The sequence below is a fragment of the Robertmurraya siralis genome (assembly GCF_005502275.1).
GTDB lineage: Bacteria > Bacillota > Bacilli > Bacillales > Cytobacillaceae > Robertmurraya > Robertmurraya siralis.
In genome coordinates, this window is sequence record NZ_SWLZ01000002.1 from 20,139 (window position 1) to 43,002 (window position 22,864).

Here is a 22,864-nt window from a genome sequence, read left to right on the forward strand (position 1 = left end):
TGATGATGGGATTCTATAACTAATCAACAATATTGAGCCGCTCACTTGAATAGATTGCATTAAAATTCTTCTTGACAATAAAATAAATCTCGAACTAATAAAATTTAAATCGATTTTACTCTAATAATTTTGTTATTTTTGTGCGAAACCTCAGAGATTTTATGTGTACTTGGACTTCGCACCAACTATGTTTGGCTTCTTTTAGCACTTATTTTGTATAATTCTTTCAAATGAAAATCATCATTTTTAGATAGTTCTTCTTGAATCGTTGGCAAGATTTGTTTTTCTTGTTGTTTATTTAAAGTGAACCATTGATGAGATGCCTCCGAATTTTTCCCAGCCCCCTCCACTTTACCTTTTGGATATGAAATTATGTCTTTTATTTCCTGACAAAAAGTAGCAATTTGCAAAATTTCATCCCTTTGATCTGTTGTTTCCACAACTCTATTATCTCGCTGTTCCTCTGTATCTTGATGTTTCCATTTACCTATACAGTTTGGATCTGGCTCATACTGGTTTAATAACCATTCACCATTCTCACTTACTGAACGAGTTACTAACCTTTTCAACTGTATTTTTACACTTCCGTAGCCAAGGGGTTTACCTCTTCCAATCTTATGAGCACAATTGCCGTCATTAAAATCAAGCGCCCACTGAAGCGTTTTTAGCTCTTGGTCTGTTATATTTTCAAAGTAAACTCGAAAAGAGAAAACTTGGTTTTCCTTCAATGGGCGAATACGTTGTCTCATGTTTGTAAGTGCGTATTTTGTTGTTGTATTTTTAGGTTTATGATGCCAATAAAACTTTCTTCCTCTAATTGTTAAATCTGTTGGCTTCAGTTTCATTCGTACTTTCCCGTTCGTCTTATAGTCATACGTCCAAAATCTTGTTTCGCCAGATGTTTCAGTATTTCGCTTTGTATAAAATTCTACGGTTCCTGGTTTTGGTTCCCCAAGTTCAGGTAATACAACTGGCTCCTTAAAATATTGACCATTCTTTTCCTCTATCTTCGCATCACTAAACCGAACCCTTGATGCTAAGGATTGACTAGCTTTCTTTGAAACAAATCCAAACAATGCACAGCTTGGGCATACGTTTTGCCTGCATGTACAAGGTTGATAGCCGCCATTTTCTTTTAAAAGATTTTCTACTTTTTGGTGGAAGATCTCGTTTGAAAGATTGGCTGGTGATAGGTATGCTGGATAGGTTTGTTGGTTTTCTTTGATTTCGTTATAATATACAGGAATTTTATTGATTGATCCCTCACCTAACTCTTCTCGATACCTTTTATATCCCTCATGTGGAGGTTCATTCTCTTTATACATCTGTAGTAATTCTAAAAAGGCTTTAATCTGTTCAGGAGCTACCGTACAAGAGGTTGCGCCCGTAGGAACAAATACCGATTCGTGGTGTTTCCTTGGAAAGAATTCTCCAATATGAATATAACCTTCTAACCAATCTTCCTCTTTTCGGAATTTTTCTATGTTATCTACAACAAAAGGCATGTTTTGTTTTCCTTTATAGGGCTCAGGTGATTTTTTGATATAAACTTTTTCTCCCTCTCTATAATTACGTTTATCGACATACTTTCCCTCAGGGTGACCTTTTTTCACATTTAACATCACTCGTTCACATGGTTGAATCTTAAATTTTTTCTCCTTCTCATCGAAAGATAAAATCCCCGCTAGCTTTGCATCCATCGTCCGTCGATGGAGGGATTTATCGGGGGTAACCTGCGATAGACATCCATTAAAAGCCGCCTCATGTACGCTGCGTACAGCTCCTCTTATTTCGGACCCAGGAATTATAGGCTCATAATTGGGTTGATTTTGCACAGGTTGGCCCTTTAAATTGGTATACGAAAAAAATTCAAAGCTGGATGAATCCGATAGGTTATCGTTGTTTCGTTCCTCTGCTTTATGAAGAGCTTTATTATTTGAGGTATTTGGAATAAACAATGGTGTTTTTGTTATCAACTCACACATGAAATAGCCAGTATATGTTTTTTCTTGTTGTTCAAAAGGTGAAATAAATGGACTTTTGTCGCACGCCTCACCTAATGAGACAAAATTATATGGATTGACAAAGCGATCTCCCTTTTTAATCTTGGATCCCATGTGCATCTCCTCCTTCATACCAATCGACAAAACCAATTAAGCGCTCATCTGAAAAGCAATAGCTATTTTGACCAAAGGCGAGGTATTGGCGAATGACAATTCCTTTCTCGCCATCTTTCTTAATATTTTCCGGAAACCAAAGCTTAGTGCCCCGCTCTTCTTTAAGTAACGTCCAATCGTCTTCTTGAACATTAACCGCTTTTCCCCATAATTTATGGGTTTCATCTAAATAATAGGTTGGTTCTCCCTCATCATTATCCATCCGTAAACGCCATCTAAATTGGCCATCAACACGAACAGCACGAAATTCTCTTTCTTCATTAAAAATCCGTATCTCCTGTAAAAAATCAAGATTTTCTTCGATTGTCTTCCCTGTATATTGTTTGAAAGAAAGGGTGCCAGCTTCGCTCTTCCCAATACAGATTGCATGGTCAAATACGGCATAGACAAAACCATCGTGGAGCTTTTCAGGAATCGATTTGAACAAGGCGTCTTGCGTCGTAGTTCCATGTTCTATTTTAGATCGGCGACAGTTCACCTTTAATGGTTTCAAGCATTCCACTCCTTTACTGTTTGTGCAGCTTTTCTCAAACAGGTACTTTCATCTGTAAACTTCTGTCCATTAATCATAAGGCTGTAATTGGAATCCTTCATAAAAATACCACGTCCTACACTCGTCTCTCCTCCTACAGCGAGTAATCCTTCTTGTAAATCTTTAATTGCCCAAAGTAACATTCCACCAATGGCTTCATTAGAAATACTACCTTGATTAGTGCTTTGATTAGACCAACGCAAAATAAGTTCTGATTTTCCGTTTACCCAAGGTTCTCCTGTATATAAAGCACCGTCAACCGTCCCTCCAGTAAAACGATCAATGGCATTTCGTGTAATCGGGAAAGGCTCTCCGCCTTCAACTACCGACTCCTCAATACGCACTCTTGAAGCTTTAAGTGGTTCCGTAGAGCTTGTTCCATTCGTCCATGTCCCAAATAATTCTTCTAAAAGATTGTCTGCTTTTCCTTTCTCCATAAAAAACTGTGTGACGAGCACATTTTTAATTCGGGAGCGAATCGCCCCTGCCCAGGTAGTACCAGGAATAACCGCCTTATGATCGACATTGAGTTGTTCGTAATCAGGCTGCTCTGCTTGTAATTGTTCTTCTTCCGATACACGCTTAAGTTTACTATACGTACGAATCATAAGCGTCTGATCAAGAAGAAGAGGTACACGCAGACTTGATTCCTCCTGGGGTACCAAATGGGTACGAGGTCCATTTTTTAGAGATGTTTCATTTCGTAGCCACTGCTTATCGTCAATATCATTCCAATTCCAATCGAGCCAACTCTTTGAGGCTTGTTTGCTGTTTTTATGGTCAAATGTCTTAACAGCTACCCGCCGAACCGCTAATTTGCCGAATCCTCTATTCGTTTTAGCGCCAATTGTTATCGTTCCATCCATTAACCCTTCAATTAACTGGCAAAGCAATTCTTCTTTTATCGCATTGTTTTGATCCTTTTCTCGCTCAATCCATTCAAAACGAAGTTTCCATGTTGCCCCCCTTTCAACAACACGCATATTGTATTTTCCTTGATCAGTTGCCGTTTTATATTGATTTAGCTTGACGCCATCACGAGTGGAAAACCCTCCTTCTGCTTTTGGTGTAATCGTCATTGCATACACATATAAACGGCTCTGACTCTCGTCTTTTCCAAACAATTCTTTAATGCTCGGTAATTCATCAGGAAAACGCACTTTCAGCTGGTGGCGAAATACTCCTGCCAATGCACTTCCTGGGACAAAAGGACACCCATATTGGTCAACAACCGTGTCATTGTCGCTGTACTCCTCTTCACCGGATCCAGCTAATAAGGGAGAAGCAAGCTCCCCCTCTAACAATACACAGGTACGGAACGAAATCGGGTTACTATTATTCTTTTCGGCCATGAGAACCACCCCTGACTTGATACTTAAGTGTTTGAAAGTATCCTTCTCTAAATTCCCTTGATTGATTTTTACAATCTTCGAACATTTGTTCCATTACTACTTGTTTTGTTTTTATCTTTACTTCCTTAATTAGCTTGATAACAAGAGCATCGTTTTTCATGTTCATCAATTCAGCCATTTGATGGATGGATGTTTGGCCAATGTTTCTAGAAAAATCTTTGTCATTCATCGCTCGTATAGCTACATTACTACCATTTGCTATATCGAGCTTTTGTTGCTCCTGGTGTTTTAGCTGTTGTAGAACCCATTTAGTAAATTCCCCTTTGTCACGCGTATTCTTAGAAGAAAAGGACACTTCTTTTTTTAAAAAAGGAGACGACGCTTGACTATTTTTTATACTAAGTACTTTCACACGACCATACCCAGCACCTGTTTGCTGGCCCCATAATCGTTGTTCGACTTTTTCCCAGTCGACCTCTTGGTTTTTCACAATTAAAACTGTACCTGCATCCAAGGCAGGAATTTGCGGTTTAGGCATCCTCCACTTACTGTTATAGCCTGAAAGTGTCGTTTGTTTGATAAACTTACGAGTAGGCTTTAAAGTTAAATGCGACATCAATTCTTGCTCTACCTCTTTTAAAAATTGGTCGGGATCAGGATTTGCTCTTCCATAATCATCGATTAATAACATCGGTGTCAGTAAACAAATCGCAATATACTCTTCGTTCCGCAATAACTGATCAGTGAGAACCTGCTTTGGCTCGTCCAAGAATTCCATCGTCACTGTGCCATATTCAGCTGTTCTTGAGCGCCCTAAACGCAATTGACCATTCCTTTTCTCAACACACGCGATCAACGCCTGCAAATCGTCCGTCGTTCCTTGCCAAATACCGTAAAACGTTTGCTTTGCGCCTAAGGACGTATATTGAAAAAATTGGCCAGATTGAGGATCGTCTTCTTTTCCTAATGCCCTTCCAATTCCCCGATCTGTAGGTCTCGAATGATGCATACGAATTTCTTTTTTCGGTTCATAAACATAAACCGTTGAATCTTCGAGATAAATAAGCGACTGAACAGAGCGTAGAATTACATCTTCTGAATCGAGTTGATCTCTCTTGGCAAAAACATCATAGATTTCGGTAGGGTTCTTTTTATTTTGCTGAAAATGTCCAGGACACGGGACAAATACCTTGCCATCGTGTTCAGGATAGGCATAATGAAATTTGACACCGTTTTGCAAGAATATACGGGAAAATGCCTCGTCCTTATGAGCCTCTTCTCCCAACCCATGGTCAGTAATATACATCCCCGCTAAAGCACCAAGGATAGCGCTTCCTGGAATCCAGTCTTCACTGCTATGATACAAGCCTCTTTGCCCAGCTATAAGGAGGGGCTGCTCTAGTGTCAAACGAAAAGCGACTTCATTCTTTGGCATGACTCGCTTATACGACAAAGGTACTTCAGTAGTCTGTGCTTTGTCTAAGACACACTCCACTTCGCCTAGCCCTCTCGTGCGCCCTATGCCGAGGTTTCGTAGTCCTTTTACGCATTGTTTTAGCAACTCCAGCTGCGTTTTATCCGCTAAAACAATCCTACTTCGAAAGACAATCCCTTTGTGCACGGTCCGGACAGTTCGCAATGAGTGGCTTTTTGCCACTTGTCCTTCTAATGCTGTATGCGTTCGTAACGATGTAAACAACTCCAAGATAGATTCTGAACTGAATTGTGAGAAAGCACCAACATCGATTTCGCCTACGTTTTTCTTTTTTATATCAGGATCACTAGGATCAGGAACTTGATACAAAACGCCATCATAGACATGCAACGGACTGGACTCAGCAGCACCTGCTCGACCAAATAATTGTTCCGTTGCGAGCTTATCTGCTAATCCCCAATCAACCAATTCCCGCGCTACACCATGAAGAGCACCCTTTATCCGCTTAGATGGAATATACGGGAAGCCTTTCTGATGGGCAATCTCTGTATCAACCAACCCGGTAATACTACTCCCGGTTGCCACACAAAGTTCGCTATTTAATGTAATATCAAGATCATAAACCGTCATTGCTGCACCACCCTGCTTTTAAACAAGTTTTGCTCATAGTAATCCGCTAGCTCAAATGCATCCAGCCACGGTTTCGTTTCGTTAAAATCACCAATACCCCTGGACTCTAGCAATTCGTTTGCAGCTTTAATAGCGTCCTCCGTTCCTTTTAAATACGCTTGATACATTAACTTTTGTTTAGTACGTGGAATACGCATTTCTGATTCGGTTCCCTTTTCATTTAGTTGTTTAATACATTCTATTAGGGTGTTCACTCCATTTTTCTCATGTTCAGATACTCGATATGGACGATATCTCCCTAGTACAGCATTATTTGGATTAGTCGGTCTGCCCGTGACATCCCGAGCCGAGACGTCACTGCCACGCACCAATTGGAAATCGATGTATGACCCTTGCCCTCCGTTTTGGCTTCGTTTCTTTTTTGCTTCTTTGCAACATACTTCTGCAATTTCATAAGCAATATCAAATGGAAAATGCCCATGAACATACGCGATTCCCGCACATGCCGATAAAGACAAGTCCCCTGAATAAGACTCCATTCTCTTTAGAATCTCGACGACTAAAGGCAGAGCCCAGTCGGCTTGACAAAGAAATGTCAAATCATCGCCATCCATAATTAACGGTCTAATTGGAAGTATGTCCTTTTCAAATGAAATGGTTTTCATCACATTCTGAACCAGGTCCTTATAGCCTTGTGAAATCTGCAAAGAGAGCTCTCGGTGCCCTTTAACTTGTTCGGCAAATGACAAGCCATTCTTGTCTAAGTTTTGGAGTTTTCGTTTCATTTGCTCGCCCATGCCGTTGCCATCAATATGGATGACTGCGATGTAGCTATCATCCCCAGGACTCTTTTTTAAATCATTAATCTGCACAGCCCACCGCTTCTTTGGAGGCGGGTCAATGATGTCTTCCAACTCTATTGACTCTGTAGCTTGCTCTTTTAATGCTTGAATCGTAGAACGATTGTCTTTATAGGTAATTGGAAAGCCGCCAAAATGTTCTTGTGCGGAAATCGGCAATGCCCCAAACGGCTTAGGCCGTACCATCTCTTCCTTTTTACGTGCAAGTGTATCCTGCAATTCTTGATATAGTGGATAATAAGACGTGGTTTTGTCATATGAAAATTCAAGAGTTTCTGCTATTAATGTTAACGTATAACTTTTTTCAATTAATTTAATCGAAATTTCCTTGAATACTTTTTGACAAAGATTATGATCGCGATAAATAACTAAGGCATTTCCGCCCCCAATAAAAACGACTTCCGCCTGAAATTCACTGTTTGAAAATAACTCAATTTCCATGTCTTTTTGCCAATCTACTTTGATAGATTCGTGCTCTTTTAATACCTTAATCAGCTGTGATCTCATTAAATCACCGACGATTCGTGAGGCACCGACATTTTCTTTCATACGGTTCGTAGCAAATATGTATTCTTGAATCCCACTAATGTCGTAGAGGGCAAGGAGGTAGGAATCAGTTTGAGTCATCGCTGCCATCTCCTTGGTTTAAGATTTTATTAAACATACATACATAAGATTGATGAGGGAAAAAGATCGGATTGTTAATAAGCATCAGCAGTTGGTTTAATTGGAACGTAAGAGAGAGTGTGATGTTTTCATCGTTACCATCCTTAACTTTCAACTCTGACAAAGTACCTTTGTCTCCCTTAATTCTCGATACTTCTGTTCTATAAAAATTTAATTCTTTATACCATTCGGAGTATGTCCAGTTCTCATTTTCAATTATTTTTTCTAATTTATTCTCCTCTTTTAAATTTAGAATGATATCAAAATCAGCCTTAAATGACTCTACGGCACTTTTTGTTGAGAGTGCACAAAGGATGCGAATAGGGCGTGTTGATCGACTTGATTCAAAGCCGTTCGACTTTTCACTGTCAATAACCCCTTGGTTATAAACACGTACCTTGGATTGATTGGACGTCTTTAGTTTTTTTATTGATTTAATCCATGTATTAATTTGGTCTTCCTTAATTGATTTGCTTTTGCATTCTATGACAATAGCAACCGCCTCTATTGGAATGAATTTCATCTTTCCGTAATTAAAGATATAAGGGGTATACTGTTCATCAAATACAGCAATATCTACTTCATTAGAGATGTTTTGATTTGAATCAATGATAAAAACATTTTGTTCAACTTTATATTTCAATGGAATAATTCTTCTAAATAAATCAAACCACAGATCTTCACGATATCCTCCAAGAGTGGTTCCATGGTTAGAAATCTCCATTCTTAATTGTTCACTCATTGAACTTTCCATTTTCAAATGATTATCCGCAAGCTTTCTTATTGTTTTTTTAATAATTAATTCTTTCTTAGTTGCTTCACACATTCCCAAGTCCCTCCTCTTCATTGTAAAAAACAGAAAAACTGCCAAATCCATGGGTAGTATTTTTGCCAAAATGTATCCTTTCCCCTGCTTCTAGCAATGGTGTAAAGGGGGTAATATTACCTGAAAACCGGGCCCAACCTTCTATCCCCGGAATATGAAGCTTATCTTTATGGTTCATTGAATAACGCTTAAAGTCATTTAATCGCCAACTTTGAGCCTCAGTCTGAATGTCAGATGCAGCGGAGAGCATCACCTCTTCATTCCAATTAAGCTGTTTATCTGTATACGCTTGTGTTAAAAGGGCCAACCTTCTGCTGATCGATCGAATGATGTCTGCAAATGTTAGCGAGTAAAGTACTTTTTTGCTCACTTGTACTCTGACCGGACTATGAAATTTAATTCTTACCGAGTGGGCCTCTCTTTCTTTACAAACTAGGGGAGATGGCTGAATATGGCGAAGGGACATTCTCCCTAACTTCCATATCTGTTTTTTTCTTATTGCATCGCTCACCTCTTTTAATTCAAAGGGAATCCGTTCTGCCCCAAATCCTCGCTTTTCCATTTCTTGAAAAGCATCTAAAAAAAGTCCGGCATGGTCGCTCGTTTCACCAATTAAAGTAATCTCGAAGATGAGTTTGTCTCCAACTTTCCAACTTGTCTTATTGTATGTCACCATTCGTATAACAAAAGGGTTGACAGCTCCACCTTCATTTCCAACGGAGTTAAAACGATTGGCATAGTCACAGCGACTTGCAATCGGACAGACAAAACATTTCATTCTTGGCGTAGGACAATCAAATCCACGAATACAATGGCCCAGCGCACCACGAATAGTTGTCCCCAAAAATCGAGGAAGAGTCCCCGACCTCTTTGCCTCATATGTAACTCTCAAGGTAAGCAATTTTATATGATCAAACATAGAGCACTCCTTTAACAGGTTGAATTATGTATCTAGTGGTACGGTTTAATATTGATTTTGATTGCTTCATCGTATTTCTACGCGTCGATATAAAGAGGAAGGATCGATGTTGTTAAATTCCGAGTTAAAAAAACATAGTCTTACAAACTAGATGGAGAAAAATAATCACATTCCAATTTTTTTCTTAATACGCATTTTCTTTTTTGAAAGCATTAAGCCTCTTTTAAATGCGGTATAAGCAAGAAATTCATCATTAAAGTTTTGACTGGAATCAAGCAATTAATCTTTTAACGTTAGTTTATTTATTCATTTCTCGAACACGGCCAAATATACTGAATTTTCATTCTCATATGTATATTTTACCATTCCCTAATTCTAAAATCAGCAAGAATTAGACATTTTTTCCTTTTTTCAACTCTATAATCCTGATAAGAGTTTTTTAAATAGTTCAAAAGACCAATTAGGCATCTGAAGCTAATGTCAGTTAAAAAATTTCTAGTATCTGCTGTTTAAACTAAAAAAATTTCTTCCGATTTAATCATCAGAAATCGTTTTTATTCAATCACTCTCTATACACTCATGTAGAGTTCGACTGTTCATCCCGCATTTATATTTCATAGCGATTCTAATTTCAATCTACACACTCATATAGAGTGTGACGGTGTCAGCGGAAGAAATTGAAACGGCACGCTGGGCATTTCAATCCACACACTCATATAGAGTGTGACTGCGATTTTTAAACAAAAAAAGTAAATTTACACTTTTTCTCATTTTAAAAATGCAACATTTCTTGTTTTTCAAGAAATATTTGTAAATATAATGCCAAATAAGACGATTAAACCCTAATTTTAAGGTGCGAATCCCCTAGGGAAATCATGTGCGCTTCACATTCGCACCTAAAATAATATGGTGAGAGAACTTCCCAACTTTTTTAGTGGATCTATCGATTCCAGCCTTCTATGAAAATCTCTTTTTTTAACAAGCGTGGAAACACTATTCCGTGAACTTTACTTTTCCATGCAGTACTGACTGAGCCTTTGAATTGCAGCAATGAGATTATGCAATCTTCCTCTTAATTATAGCAAAAATCTTACATTTCAACTTAAATATTCCAAACTCAAGAATACGATTAGCAAACTTGCACCAATACCTTTTTGTCGCCAAGATTCTCTCTTTTACTAGATTTTCCTTAACTGTTCAAGTATCACTTGTGCTTTGTATCCTACTTCAAAATCATATAGCTCTGCCTTTTGTCCATCAACAGCCTTAATGATTTCATCGATTAACTGATTGGGTGCTGCATCTTCTATTAAAATAGTTTCCAGCTCTTCTCCTAGTTTACCAGCCTTAAGCTGGCCCCAGTTTTCGAGTGATAGTGTTCCTTCTGAACCGAATGCTGTAAAACCAATATATTCCTTTCCAGCAATTTCACTTATGCCTTCAATTAAAACTGGAGTTCCATCTTCAAGCTTTGCGGTTGCGATAATCCCCGTTTCACATTTGAGTGGATCAGTGGGTAATTCTAATTGGGTATGGATATTTTTCAAATCACCAAAAACCTTCAATGTTTGCTGGATGAAATGAACTCCAACCTCAAGTACGAAGCCGCCCTGTTCACGATTTCCAACCCAGTTATTTTTTTGCCACGGACGCGGCCATTCCGGGAAATGCATGGCAAGCTGTAATCGTCTCAGCTTGCCAATGTAATTTTCACGAATTAACTCGGCAAATTTTGTTGCAGCCGCTCCATAATTAAGCGGGAAATTCATTGCATGAATAATATTTGCTTCTGTTGCCACTTTCAACATTTCCCCGGCCTCTTCCACTGAGTTTGCTAAAGGCTTCTCACATAAAATATGTTTTTGGGCCCGCAATGCTTCCATCACAATTGGAAAATGAAATTTCGGTGGGACTGCGACATAAACAAGTTCAACCTTCGGATCCGCGATTAATTGCTGATACATTGTATAAGCCTGTGCTCCCCTAATAGATCCAGCTGTCTCTCTTGCTAACGGTTCGAGCTGATCACAGACCGCCACAACTTCTATATGAGGATGCTGCAAAAATTGTTTCATTAAACGCTGCCCAATTGCTCCTAGACCAATAATACCAATATGTAACAAATAAAAAATCCCCTTTCCCTGTGTTATATCTATCGTACATGAGGAAAAGACAACTGTCATTTAATTTATAACATGATATACTACAGCATGATTTGGCCGTTTTAACATCCTTTTTACATCAATAACATACTTTATCAATGACCAACGCTACTAATCGTGTTTTCATGATAAAATAGTTTTATATCATTGTTCGTATTAAATGCAGCAATTCAGTTGTGTTAAATCTATAGGGAGTGAATTTATGAGTTTATACTATCAAGAGCATGGTGATAAGAATGCACCATTAATCGTGTTTTTGCACGGTGGCGGTGTTAGTAGTTGGATGTGGGACAAGCAAGTTCAATATTTCAAACACAAACACTGTGTTACTATCGACTTGCCTGAACAGGGGAAGAGCAGGCAATCTGAACTTTTCTCGATTAAATCTAGTGCACTAAAAATAATTGAACTGATCGAAAATATTGGAAAAGGGAAGGAAATTACCGTAATTGGCTTCTCTTTAGGGGCACAGGTCGCCCTGCAAATTTTGAGCTTAAAACCGCAGTTAGTTGATTATGCAATGATCAATAGCGCCTTAGTCATTCCTAGTCCACTTTTAAAAAAATGGATTAAACCTACCATTAAATTAACATCGCCATTAATCAAAAATCAATCCTTTTCCAAACTGCAAGCTAAAACACTTTATATTGATCAAGAATACTTTGACACATACTATAAAGAAAGCTCAGCCATGCCCACAGAAACATTAATTAGAATACTGGAAGAAAATATGTCCTTTGATCTCCCGAAAAATTTCCATGAAGCAAAGGCAAATATATTAGTAACAGTTGGTTGCAGAGAAAAAGCCGTCATGATAAAATCTGCTAAAAAAATCGTCACCCATAACCCAAATTGTAAAGGCGTAATCCTCCCGAATATAGGTCATGGAGTATCGTTTGTAAAACCAGATTACTTTAATCAACTCATTGAATCGTGGCTCACAAAGGACTCTTTACCACAAGACGTGCAAACTCTTTAAGCGACTACATATCAAACTTCCAATCAAGCGATTTATTAATAGAAGAAAATATTGGAAATTCTTAGGGACAGGGGGGCATGAACTCGCTTCCTTGTCTATCCTGTTTACTTTCCCACATTGATTTCTCCTACTTTATTCTCCTTTTTCCCTACATGCTCGTAACGAAACAAGGCTAATACGAATTTCCAGCTTCTTATCTCTCCATTTTTATCAGTCACGGATAGGATATATTCACAGCTAACTAATAGGTACAAACCATTCACCCTTGTCTACTCTCAATGCTCATTTCCTTTTGCCCTCAGGAAAGCTTCTCTTCCTGTCATCTGATATACTAGACTTGAAAGGAATGATTTAACAAATGAAATACATACTGAGAAGCCTCTTCTTTATTGCATTATTAATATTAGCTGGCTGCACTGATAAAGAAGAAAACAGAGGAGAGCCTGTAGTATCAACAGAAGAAGAAGTAACAGAAAGTCTAGCAGAAGCGCCAGAAGCTGAGGATGAAGAGGAAAGCCTTTATTCAGAGGAAGAGCACGGTGAGCCGTTAAAAAATAGCAATCTCAACGACAAAGAAACATTATTGCCATACTCTAGTGAACAAATTGAATACGCTCGAGTATGGCGGCAATTCGGACCAAATCAAGAGATCGATGAATTAATTGTTCACTTGATCCCAGCCGGTACGCCGCTTGATCCAAATGATGACGCCAGTGTTAAATACCCTGAAGACGTCATCCAATTAACAGGTACACGTTTAGTGGACGGGAGTGTTACTTACAGCAGCAATGGAAATGGAACGATAAATATTTACAACGTTCCATTGCGTTGGTATGGTGGTATGGCTCCTTCCGACGAGCTGGAAAAGGAAAAAGTTTACGAGGAAATGAAAAATATCATTACAAACCCTAAACTGGAATCAATTGAAGCAGATAGCGGAGAAGAAATTATTAAACTAATTGAGCTCCAAAAAGGTCATTAATTGATTAAAATTGACGTTACCTACACTTTTTAAAGTGCAGGCAACGTCAAAAGTAACATAGTAGGAATTGGGTTTTGTTTCACTAAGGGTCGACAGCGTTTGGCAGGAAGAGGGAAAAGTGCAGGCAGTTCCACCTGTACTTTTTTATCCTCCCAAATACGTTGTATCAAGGACCGATTCCACAACTGGTTCATGGTCGGACAAGCGGTAAGCCTTCGCATTTCGTCTTGAACTTACAATAGCTTCTAGCTTGTGATCAATGAAATGAAGGGCGACCCCATCGTCAGCAGCTATTCCAGCTTGGATTTGTTTCGAGGCTACAAGTTTCTGATATGCAGGTCTCCGATCGGCTTCTCCGTCATAATGTGGACAGTTGCTTCCTTCTAAAAATCGTAAACACTTAATTGGCTCGAGCCCATCTCCGTAAGAATCGGTAACTCCTTCTTCAAACCAGCAGATTGAACCGGCACTGACACCCGCCAGTATAACTCCTTCTTCCCAAGCTTTTTTAAAAATGCGATCAAGTCCCCACTCCTTCCACAATGCTAAAAGATTTTTCGTATTCCCTCCACCTACATAAATAATGTCTTTATCAAGCACATAACTTTCCAGATCTCGTGTAGGCGGTCTAAATAAAGATAGATGGGAAGGCTGGCAAGATTGCTTTTTAAAGAAATCATAATATCTCTCAATATAGTTTTCAGAATCACCGCTCGCAGTAGGAACAAAACAAATTTTTGGATTCGTTTTTCCCGATTGTTTTAAAATATATAAATCTAGCAAAGGATTATCAGGCTCCATCGAAAAGCCTCCGCCACCAAGAGCAATAATTTGTCCCATCAAAGCTTCTCCTTTCTTTAATCAAAGAATTCCATATGTAACTTTTCTTGCTTATAATAATCAAGACGATCGTGGAGTGTTCCTGTATGAAACTCGAATTTATGGCCATCTGGATCGGTAAAGTAAATCGATTTTTTATCCTTTACATCTCTCGGTCTTCCTGGCAATATATGAACCTTTAATGCTTGCAGCTTCTCGCAAATCTGTTCAAATTCTTCCTCTTCAATGGAAAAAGCAATATGTGTATAAGAATGATGAATTTCATTTCGAGGAATATCCTTTTCCATATTTAACGCCAGCCAGATGCCATTTAAATCAAAATATGCCGTATTTCTTCCCTTTACTAACAATTTTGCCTCAAATACTTGTTGATAGAATTCAATTGATTTTTCCAAATCTGAGACGGAAAATAATAAATGGTTTAAACCTTTGATCATCTCTTTCACCACCATTTTTTTCACTATTCGTGCTTCGTTCCGTAATCCTTGAGTCTATTTAAGCTCGCCTGGCCCCATACTCGCCCAATTTGTTCAGCCGTTCTCGTTAAATTCTCCCGTGCAACTTCTCGTTCGAGAGCCTTTTCTAAAGTAACAGGACCACCGACAATCGTAAAATATGCCGTAATTCCAGAATCATATAGGGAACGCTGCCCATCTGTTATATCTCCTGCAAGAGCAATTACAGGAATACCCCGTTCTTTGGCAAGAGTGGCGATTCCGGCTGGCGCTTTCCCCATCGAGGTTTGTCCATCGAGTTTCCCCTCTCCTGTAATCACCAAATCTACATTCGTCAACTTGCGCTCTAACTTGTTTATATCAAGAATTAGTTGAACCCCCGATTGTAAGCGACTATTTAAAAACCCCGCGAAAGCTGCACCTAATCCTCCTGCCGCTCCTGCCCCTGCAATATTTTGAAGATCCAGTCCCATTTGTTCAAAGACAACATTGGCAAAATGGCGTAGCCCACTATCAAGTTCCTGAATCATTTCAGGAGTGGCACCTTTTTGCGGTCCATAAATATAGGCGGCCCCATTTGCACCATATAAAGGGTTATTCACATCACATGCCACACGAAAAACCGCCTTCTTCACTTGATCAGAAACAAGCCTTGAATTGATCTTGGCAATCTCCTCCAACTGACCTCCGCCAAAACCAACCTCCTCTCCTTCCCGATTTAAAAATTGATACCCCAAAGCCTGAAGCATACCTATTCCCGCATCATTGGTCGAACTCCCGCCCAGGCCGATAATAAAATGGTGACAGCCTTTATCCAACGCATCTAAAATTAACTCGCCAACACCATAGGTCGTCGTTATATGCGGATTCAGTTGTTCCTTTAGAAGTAAAGGCAGCCCGCAGGCCTCTGCCACCTCAATGACCGCTGTTTCTTGTTCACCTAAAATCCCATACTTAGCTGCTATCCGATCTCCTAACGGTCCTGTCACAATGGTTTCGACAATGCGTCCATTAGTTGCATAGACAAGCGCTTCTACCGTTCCTTCTCCACCATCAGCTACAGGTACTGACTGAATCTTAAATTTTGGATCTGCTTGCGACAACCCTGTTTTGACCGCTTCGTTTGCCTCTAGTGAAGAAAGACTTCCCTTTAAAGAATCCATCGCAATTAATATGTTCATTTAACTCCCTCCAGTCATCTCAATGTCCTCATCCTGAATGTCATCACTATCGGAACGCACCTCTTTTACAGCAAAAACATTAGTCAAGCTGCCCTTTTATCCGCTCTACCACTTCTTGATAAAACGAAGCCTGATGTGGGACGAATTGTTCTTTACCGACTCGTTGTTCAATCATGACTCGATTTCCTTCATGGTCGAATTTAAACCCTGTTATGGTAGTTGAACTAGTTTTATCGAACCATAATTCGCTAAATTCAGTAAATTCCACCAGCACTACTCCAGCTACTTCTTCCTCTTGAAGATGAAAATCATCGAAACCATGATTGCTTTTATATAAAAACACATGGGCAAATTCTTGATCGGTTAAATCAGCAGTGGTAACAGAATACTCCATTATTCCTAATGAAATTAACTTTTCAAATTGAACTTCAATTCCTATTTCCTCTTTGATTTCCCTTACCCCATCTTGAACATTCTCATTCGCTAATAAATGCCCTGCAGCCGTTATATCCAAAAGATCGGGATAGTCTTTTTTGCGCTCGCTGCGAAACTGTAAATATAAATAATTCTTCCCTTCGATCTTTTTCACAAACCAACAATGGAAAGTTTCATGCCAATAGCCATATTTATGTACGTCATCACGAGAAGCGACACCGATTTCATTTCGATTCTTATCAAAAATTTTAAAGTATTCCTGGTCCATCTTTATGCCTCCGATTTCATTAGGGCTGCTTTCATACTGTTAAAAATAGCTTTTTACAGCATACATAACATTATAATTGCTTTTTCTAAAAAAATAGTTCAGAATTTTCTATTATAATTTGTTAGGAGGAATGAAATGACTCATTTAACTGCATATACAAGTGAATACTTAGCCTGTCTCAATCTGCAGCTTGAAAAGCCCAGCTATGATTATTTATCACGAATTTGTCATGCCCATCTAAACACTTTTCCATTCGAAAACATTAGTAAACTACTCTATTATCATAATAAAAACATTGAAATCCCTTCACTCGATTCATTTGTTCAAAATTATAGAACGAACCATTTTGGCGGAACTTGCTACACCTTAAATGCCAATTTAAGGAAGTTTCTGAGTAATCTTGGCTTTGACTGTTATCCTATCATGCTGGGAAAGGAGCATATGGGAATTATCGTCATGATTGATCACGAACGTTTTTATGTGGACTGCGGTGCAGCTGCACCTTTTTTTAAACCCGTTCCCTTTGAAAGAGATTTCAAAAATATTTCTTCCTTTGGCGATGATGAAGTTCATTTGCGCCCAGTTGATATTGAAAAGCACGAATATACCTATACACGCTTCACTAATGGCACGCAAAGCGGAAAGGTTTGGCATTTCCATTCAAGAATTAAGGCAGAGTTAAATGATTTTACACCAGCATTACAAAAATCCTTTGAAGAAAATGCACCTTTTATGACTATTTTACGATGTCAGCGATATCAAACTGACAAACAAAGAAGCGTCTCTTTAGTAAATAATAAATTTGGAATTCGTGATGCTGATGGAAATACGACTACTACAACGTTAGCATCCGTGGAAGAAATTCAAGATGTGATTGCAAATGAATTTCTCCTTCATAACATGCCTGTAGGAGAAGCCATTGATGTTTTAAACACTTTAAATGTCAATATTTTTGCTAAGGAGTAAGTAAAAAAGGGATCAAGCCATGCATGATTGATCCCTCTTTATTCTTCTGAAAGAATGAATTCCCTTAATTTATTCGTCATTTTGGGAGTTGTTTCGTAAACTTCTGTTTCATCAGTTATATATTTCATGAAGCTAGATTCATTTCTCTCTCCCAGCCACAAATGAATGGCATGGGTAGGATATCCATCTTCGTATTCAACCATAAGATCATAATCCGGTAATGAACTTCCAGCTCCTTCTGATTTTTTGATTGCGGTTGTGATCGCTGTTTCAAATAAGTCTACTGTCTTTTTGTCTTGAAAAGACAAGATGATCTCTTGATTCATATCGCCAAAGCCTTCTGAATGTGCAATATGAACCGCCGAAATTTTTTCATCTAAAAGAACCATCGTTTCTTCCAATTCAGACTGACAAGCAACAAGACTCAGCATGGCACACAAAACGACCCCTGTTAACACTAGTTTTTTCATGCTACCTCCCTTTCTTAGATGCGAAACCTTGCTTATGTACTATTTTCTGCCCGCTACCCAGTTCAATCCCCAAGCATAAGCGATGTCCATTTGCTGATGACTTTTAAAATATTCAACTAAACGTTCCACTTTAAAAGTTGTATCATTGACATTCTCAATCATCGCAATTGCACACATAATCTTCCCGTTACGGTGCTCATCAAGCTTTACTTCAATATCGGGACCAGCAGGATATTTTAATGTGATAACTCCATCAGCTTGAGACCAATTCGCTACACCTTCGTAAATAAACGAATACACTAAAATCCGCTTAATTTCAGCGACTTTATCGCCATTGATTCGAAGGTTTTCGCCACCTGTTACGGCTCCTGTTCGATCGTCACCATCCAGTTGTATATACGGCATTTGATTGAGATTGCCAAAAGCATTGCCAAGCGCCTGAATACAGCCCTTTTCCCCATTTGACAACTCATATAAACAGCCTAGATCAAGATCAATCTTTTTCGATGCTGCAAAGAGATTTTGAAAAAAACCCGTTGATTTACGTTGGCCTTGATGGCCCCAATTTAAATTTACTAATATTTCTCCCAGCTGCCGATTCGATTTTGTTAAATTAATAGCTTCTCCCTTTTTCTTTAACTCAATCTTGTTTAAATTTACCATATGCCCTCTTCTTTCCTCTTATTGTTAATTAGTATCTTATCATATTCAGTTTTTTTCTGAAATTTATTTCTCACAAATAACAGCACTGTTGTTATAAAAGCTTCCATCCACTCATCAGTATTTCAGTAAATGGCATTGCCGTGTGCCGGTGTTGATCTTTTGCTCATTTTCTCTCTGACCTTTGGAGATAACTTTGGTTTTACACGAAATGTGCCAAAATCATTTTACCAACCATTCTGTTTATCAAAACCTAAAAAAATACTTTATGAAACACAGTTTTTTATCTATTACTGTGTCTCATAAAGTATATATACACTGCTCTTCCATTTAATTTTTAGTTTTTATATCCGATGTTAGTATTTGCAGGAAAATTCTATTTTGCTATACCCTCTGATGTTAATACTTGTTCCAAAGACGCTAAGGCATCCGATGCGTCCGATCCTTTTGCACTAATTTTGATGACAGCATCCCTTGGAATCCCTAAAGACATCACGCCCATTATTGATTTTAAGTTAACCGTTTTGCCATTGTACTCCAGATTAATATCAGCTTGAAAATTGCTTACCGTCTGGACAATCATAGTCGCAGGACGAGCATGAATTCCTACCGATTCTATCACAGTGAACGTTTTTTCCATATCACAATCTCCTAAGTTTTTTAATAGAAAGTTCCGCAGGTGAAAGCATAGCTTCTAATATCAACCTAAATCTTCACCATTGCTTGCAACCACTCTTTGATACCAATAAAAACTGTCCTTCTTCTTTCTTTCGAGCGTTCCATTTCCATAGTCATCTTTATCAACATAGATGAAACCATAACGCTTAGACATTTCAGATGAGGAGCAGCTGACAATATCGATCGGTCCCCATGGATAATAACCAATTACTTCTACACCATCTTTAATCGCTTCTTTCATTTGTTCGATATGACGTCTAAGAAAGTCAATTCGATACGGATCATGAATTTCGCCATTTTCATCGATTTTATCATAGGCACCAATACCGTTTTCTGTAATCATAATCGGTTTCTGGTACCGATCATAATATAGATTTAATGCTGTTCTTAACCCGATTGGGTCAATCGACCAGCCCCAATCGCTTGCTTGTAATTCCGGGTTTAAGTATGCGGAGTTAAGCTTTTTGGCACTTTCAGCATCTGAGATCCTTGTGTAATAATAGGAGAAACTAAAGAAATCTGCCGTATTTTTAAAATCTTCTTCGTCATTTTCTCCAAATTGAATATTAATATTGTTCTCTTCAAAGAAGCGGAATGCATAGTTTGGATATTTTCCACGCATAAGAATATCAGAGAAATAATACTCCATTTGGTTGCGTTTCACCGTTGCCAGTACATCTTCCGGCTTACATGTTGCCGGGTGAGAAATAGCATCAAAAAGCATCATTCCAATTTGCATGTCAGAGTTAATCTCTTTGGCAATTTTTGTTGCTCTTGCACAAGCGACAAGCTCATTGTGTGCACCTTGGTACTTTGCTTCTAGCAAATTTTCTACACGATCTGCTGGGATACCAAGATGATTAAAAGATTCAAATGTAATTAAATTAATTTGATTTACTAAAATCCAATACTTCACTTTATCTTTATAACGGTTAAATAGAACTTCACAGTAGCGGACAAAAAAATCAATTGTTTTCCGGTTGTACCATCCGTTGTATTCGGTTGCTAAATGTAACGGCATTTCGTAGTGGGAAACGGTAATGAGCGGCTCCATTCCATTTTTTCTAATCTCATCAATGAGATCATCATAGAATTTCAATCCTTCCTCATTCGGCTCTAATTCATCTCCTTTCGGAAAGATGCGGGCCCAATTAATTGATGTACGGAACGTGTTCATTCCCGTTTCTGCCAGCAGTTTCAAATCCTCCTTATAACGGTGATAGAAATCAATCGATGTCCGTTTTGGATAATGCCCTTCTTTATCATGGATCGCAAAATGAATGTCTTCCATTGTTAATTCTGTATTTGCTTTTTTCTTAATGTCTACTCTATCATTAAATTTATTTATATCTGCTACACAAAGTCCTTTTCCGCCTTCCAAATAGGCACCTTCTGCTTGATTGGCTGCAATCGCTCCTCCCCACAAAAAATCATCTGGGAATTTATCAGGATTTTTTCTCAATTTCAATTCCTCCTTAGTTTGTATGGACGTTGCTACAATAAATTCGTGATCATTTCCTGCCAAAAATGATCACGAATTATCCGTACATAACTTGGAAGTAATCAAAGAATTTCTCCATTTGATTCAATCACTTTTTTATACCAATAAAAGCTGTCTTTTTTTATGCGTTGTCTTGAGCCATTCCCGTCATTGTCGATATCTACGTAGATAAAACCATAACGTTTTTCCATTTCTGCAGAAGAACAACTAACGATATCAATTGGTCCCCACGCACAATAAGCAAATATTTCGACACCGTCTTTTATGGCTTCTTTCATTTGTTCAATATGTGCTGATAAATATGAAATACGGTAATCATCATGAACAGTTCCATCCTCCAGCTTGTCATACATGCCAAAGCCATTTTCCGCAATCATGATCGGAACTTGATATCGATCATAGTATTGACATAAAGCATTGTATAAACCTTTCGGATCGACAGCCCATCCCCATGGATTTGCTTGAAGATGAGGATTCTTGCTAAGATCCAATGGATTCATTCCATTTCTTTTTGCGGAAACCATAGAAGAATAATAATAAGAGATAGCGAGAAAATCCATTGTATTCTCTTTTAAAATACGAGCATCATCGTCCTGCTCTCCTAAATTAATATGATTCTCGTTAAAGAATCGTCTCATATATCTAGGATATTCACCTCTAAATTGTACATCAGTAAAGTAATACTGGAGACGATTTCTCTTCATGGCCAAAACAACATCATCTGGGTGGCAACTTTCCGGGTATGCCGTACAGTCGGCTAGCATGGTCCCCATATGGAACTCTGAACTCAATTTTCGTGCCTTTTCAACGATAAGTGCAGAAGCTACCATTTGATTATGGATGGCTTGATATCTTGCTTCCTCAAGATTTTCTACCTGATCTTGACATATTGCAACGGAATTAAAAGATTCATGGTAAACCAAGTTTATTTGATTAATCACAATCCAATACTTTACTTTGCCTTTGAAGCGATTAAGCAATACTTCACCATAGCGAACAAAGAAATCAATAACTTTTCGGTTATGCCATCCTCCATACTCCAGTGTAATATTTAAAGGTGTTTCATAATGAAGCATTGTAATAATTGGTTCCATACCCAAACTTCTAATCTCGTCAATTAATCTATCATAGAACGCAAGTCCTTCCTCATTTGGCTCGAGATCATCTCCATTAGGAAAAATACGGGACCAATCAATAGATGTGCGAAATGTTTTAAAACCCATCTCAGCAAGAAGCTTTAAATCCTCTTTATAGGTGTGGTAAAAATCAATCCCATGTCTTTTCGGATAATAACCAATCTTATCATCTATTGCTTCTTTTACTTGAGCAAGAGTCATATCAGAATCATGGCTTACTTTTGTAATATCCTGATTAGAACGATATAAATGAACATCTGCAAGACTTAACCCTTTACCGCCAACACGGAAAGCTCCCTCGCATTGATTAGCCGCAACTGCCCCTCCCCAAAGAAAATCTTTTGGGAAGGTATTTATATTCTGTTTCATAACTTTGCCTTCTTTCCATCAATTTTTTCATCTAATCTCCTAAAAATCCGCACTAACCGTTTTGCCAATTCATATTCGCTCTTTACTGTCATCAATGTATCCTGTGCATGAGCAAACAATAACGAAAAAATAGGTTCTTCTCCTTGTGCTTCTTTTTGCACCGTTTCTGTTTGCAATTTGTGAGATTGAACAATATTTTTATTCGCATTTTCTAACAGCTTCTCAGCATGGTCGTATTCATCTTCTTCACAACATGCCAATGCTTTCATAACATCATTTCGGGCATCACCTGCATGTAAAATCATTTGCATTGAAATCAAATTTAGTTCCTCTAATTCTGTTTCTTTGTCTTTCATAAAAAAGCTCCTTTTATTCACAAATATAG

20 protein-coding genes and 1 pseudogene are annotated in these 22,864 nt (G+C 38.3%); 3 read left to right on the forward strand and 18 right to left on the reverse strand.

The features are described from left to right. Positions 1-185 precede the first annotated feature (185 nt). From FCJ93_RS03065 to FCJ93_RS03100, 8 genes are all read right to left on the reverse strand, one after another. Complete coding sequence (locus FCJ93_RS03065; protein ID WP_170211197.1) at positions 186-2,117, reverse strand: TIGR03986 family type III CRISPR-associated RAMP protein; 1,932 nt, start codon at positions 2,115-2,117, stop codon at positions 186-188. Continuing rightward, the gene (csx19, locus tag FCJ93_RS03070) at positions 2,101-2,670 is read right to left on the reverse strand and encodes a type III-D CRISPR-associated protein Csx19 (RefSeq protein ID WP_095316561.1); all 570 of its coding nucleotides are present in this window, start codon (positions 2,668-2,670) and stop codon (positions 2,101-2,103) included. Before csx19 ends, FCJ93_RS03065 begins: the two co-directional genes overlap by 17 nt. Then, positions 2,667-4,061: an RAMP superfamily CRISPR-associated protein gene (locus FCJ93_RS03075; RefSeq protein WP_137742894.1), complete on the reverse strand. Its 1,395-nt coding sequence runs from the start codon at positions 4,059-4,061 to the stop codon at positions 2,667-2,669. Before FCJ93_RS03075 ends, csx19 begins: the two co-directional genes overlap by 4 nt. Beyond that, complete coding sequence (locus tag FCJ93_RS03080; RefSeq protein ID WP_137742895.1) at positions 4,045-6,126, reverse strand: RAMP superfamily CRISPR-associated protein; 2,082 nt, start codon at positions 6,124-6,126, stop codon at positions 4,045-4,047. Before FCJ93_RS03080 ends, FCJ93_RS03075 begins: the two co-directional genes overlap by 17 nt. Further along, positions 6,123-7,613: a Cas10/Cmr2 second palm domain-containing protein gene (locus FCJ93_RS03085; RefSeq protein ID WP_137742896.1), complete on the reverse strand. Its 1,491-nt coding sequence runs from the start codon at positions 7,611-7,613 to the stop codon at positions 6,123-6,125. The genes FCJ93_RS03080 and FCJ93_RS03085 overlap by 4 nt, the downstream gene beginning before the upstream one ends. Next, positions 7,600-8,478, reverse strand: coding sequence for a DUF6602 domain-containing protein (locus FCJ93_RS03090; RefSeq protein WP_137742897.1), 879 nt, complete (start codon positions 8,476-8,478; stop codon positions 7,600-7,602). The genes FCJ93_RS03085 and FCJ93_RS03090 overlap by 14 nt, the downstream gene beginning before the upstream one ends. After that, a complete protein-coding gene (gene cas6 / locus FCJ93_RS03095; protein WP_137742898.1) occupies positions 8,471-9,397 on the reverse strand; it encodes a CRISPR system precrRNA processing endoribonuclease RAMP protein Cas6 in 927 nt (308 codons plus the stop codon). The genes FCJ93_RS03090 and cas6 overlap by 8 nt, the downstream gene beginning before the upstream one ends. 1,178 nt (positions 9,398-10,575) lie before the next feature. Beyond that, positions 10,576-11,520: a Gfo/Idh/MocA family protein gene (locus FCJ93_RS03100; RefSeq protein ID WP_095309601.1), complete on the reverse strand. Its 945-nt coding sequence runs from the start codon at positions 11,518-11,520 to the stop codon at positions 10,576-10,578. Positions 11,521-11,761: 241 nt separating this feature from the next. Between FCJ93_RS03100 and FCJ93_RS03105 the strand changes: the two genes are divergently transcribed. Further along, on the forward strand, positions 11,762-12,538 hold the full coding sequence (locus FCJ93_RS03105) for an alpha/beta fold hydrolase (protein WP_137742899.1): 777 nt from the start codon (positions 11,762-11,764) through the stop codon (positions 12,536-12,538). Positions 12,539-12,896: 358 nt separating this feature from the next. Then, positions 12,897-13,520, forward strand: coding sequence for a hypothetical protein (locus FCJ93_RS03110; protein WP_137742900.1), 624 nt, complete (start codon positions 12,897-12,899; stop codon positions 13,518-13,520). Positions 13,521-13,664: 144 nt separating this feature from the next. Here FCJ93_RS03110 and FCJ93_RS03115 read toward each other — a convergent pair whose 3' ends face one another. The 4 genes from FCJ93_RS03115 to FCJ93_RS03130 all read right to left on the reverse strand — a co-directional run bounded on the left by FCJ93_RS03115 (position 13,665) and on the right by FCJ93_RS03130 (position 16,699). Further along, positions 13,665-14,360, reverse strand: coding sequence for a Type 1 glutamine amidotransferase-like domain-containing protein (locus FCJ93_RS03115; RefSeq protein WP_095309605.1), 696 nt, complete (start codon positions 14,358-14,360; stop codon positions 13,665-13,667). A 17-nt stretch (positions 14,361-14,377) separates the two neighbouring features. Then, positions 14,378-14,797 carry a FosM family fosfomycin resistance protein gene (fosM, locus tag FCJ93_RS03120; RefSeq protein ID WP_137742901.1) on the reverse strand — a complete coding sequence of 140 codons (420 nt, stop codon included), beginning with the start codon at positions 14,795-14,797 and terminating at the stop codon, positions 14,378-14,380. A gap of 23 nt (positions 14,798-14,820) precedes the next feature. After that, the gene (locus FCJ93_RS03125; protein ID WP_137742902.1) at positions 14,821-15,996 is read right to left on the reverse strand and encodes a glycerate kinase family protein; all 1,176 of its coding nucleotides are present in this window, start codon (positions 15,994-15,996) and stop codon (positions 14,821-14,823) included. A gap of 79 nt (positions 15,997-16,075) precedes the next feature. Further along, positions 16,076-16,699 carry an NUDIX hydrolase gene (locus FCJ93_RS03130; protein ID WP_095309610.1) on the reverse strand — a complete coding sequence of 208 codons (624 nt, stop codon included), beginning with the start codon at positions 16,697-16,699 and terminating at the stop codon, positions 16,076-16,078. Positions 16,700-16,834: 135 nt separating this feature from the next. Between FCJ93_RS03130 and FCJ93_RS03135 the strand changes: the two genes are divergently transcribed. Next, positions 16,835-17,665, forward strand: coding sequence for an arylamine N-acetyltransferase (locus FCJ93_RS03135; RefSeq protein ID WP_137742903.1), 831 nt, complete (start codon positions 16,835-16,837; stop codon positions 17,663-17,665). A 38-nt stretch (positions 17,666-17,703) separates the two neighbouring features. Here FCJ93_RS03135 and FCJ93_RS03140 read toward each other — a convergent pair whose 3' ends face one another. The 6 genes and pseudogenes from FCJ93_RS03140 to FCJ93_RS03165 all read right to left on the reverse strand — a co-directional run bounded on the left by FCJ93_RS03140 (position 17,704) and on the right by FCJ93_RS03165 (position 22,835). Next, entirely contained in the window at positions 17,704-18,135 is a 432-nt protein-coding gene (locus FCJ93_RS03140) for a hypothetical protein (protein ID WP_137742904.1), read from the reverse strand. A 39-nt stretch (positions 18,136-18,174) separates the two neighbouring features. After that, positions 18,175-18,795: pseudogene (locus FCJ93_RS03145) on the reverse strand (TerD family protein); the annotation flags it as partial. 376 nt (positions 18,796-19,171) lie between these two features. Continuing rightward, positions 19,172-19,435, reverse strand: a complete 264-nt coding sequence (locus FCJ93_RS03150; protein ID WP_137742906.1) for a phosphocarrier protein HPr — start codon at positions 19,433-19,435, stop codon at positions 19,172-19,174. Positions 19,436-19,495: 60 nt separating this feature from the next. Beyond that, on the reverse strand, positions 19,496-20,935 hold the full coding sequence (locus FCJ93_RS03155; RefSeq protein WP_137742907.1) for a glycoside hydrolase family 1 protein: 1,440 nt from the start codon (positions 20,933-20,935) through the stop codon (positions 19,496-19,498). Between the two features lie 101 nt (positions 20,936-21,036). Next, positions 21,037-22,479, reverse strand: coding sequence for a glycoside hydrolase family 1 protein (locus FCJ93_RS03160; protein WP_211344081.1), 1,443 nt, complete (start codon positions 22,477-22,479; stop codon positions 21,037-21,039). Next, the gene (locus tag FCJ93_RS03165; RefSeq protein ID WP_095309621.1) at positions 22,476-22,835 is read right to left on the reverse strand and encodes a PTS lactose/cellobiose transporter subunit IIA; all 360 of its coding nucleotides are present in this window, start codon (positions 22,833-22,835) and stop codon (positions 22,476-22,478) included. Before FCJ93_RS03165 ends, FCJ93_RS03160 begins: the two co-directional genes overlap by 4 nt. Between the last annotated feature and the right edge of the window lie 29 nt (positions 22,836-22,864).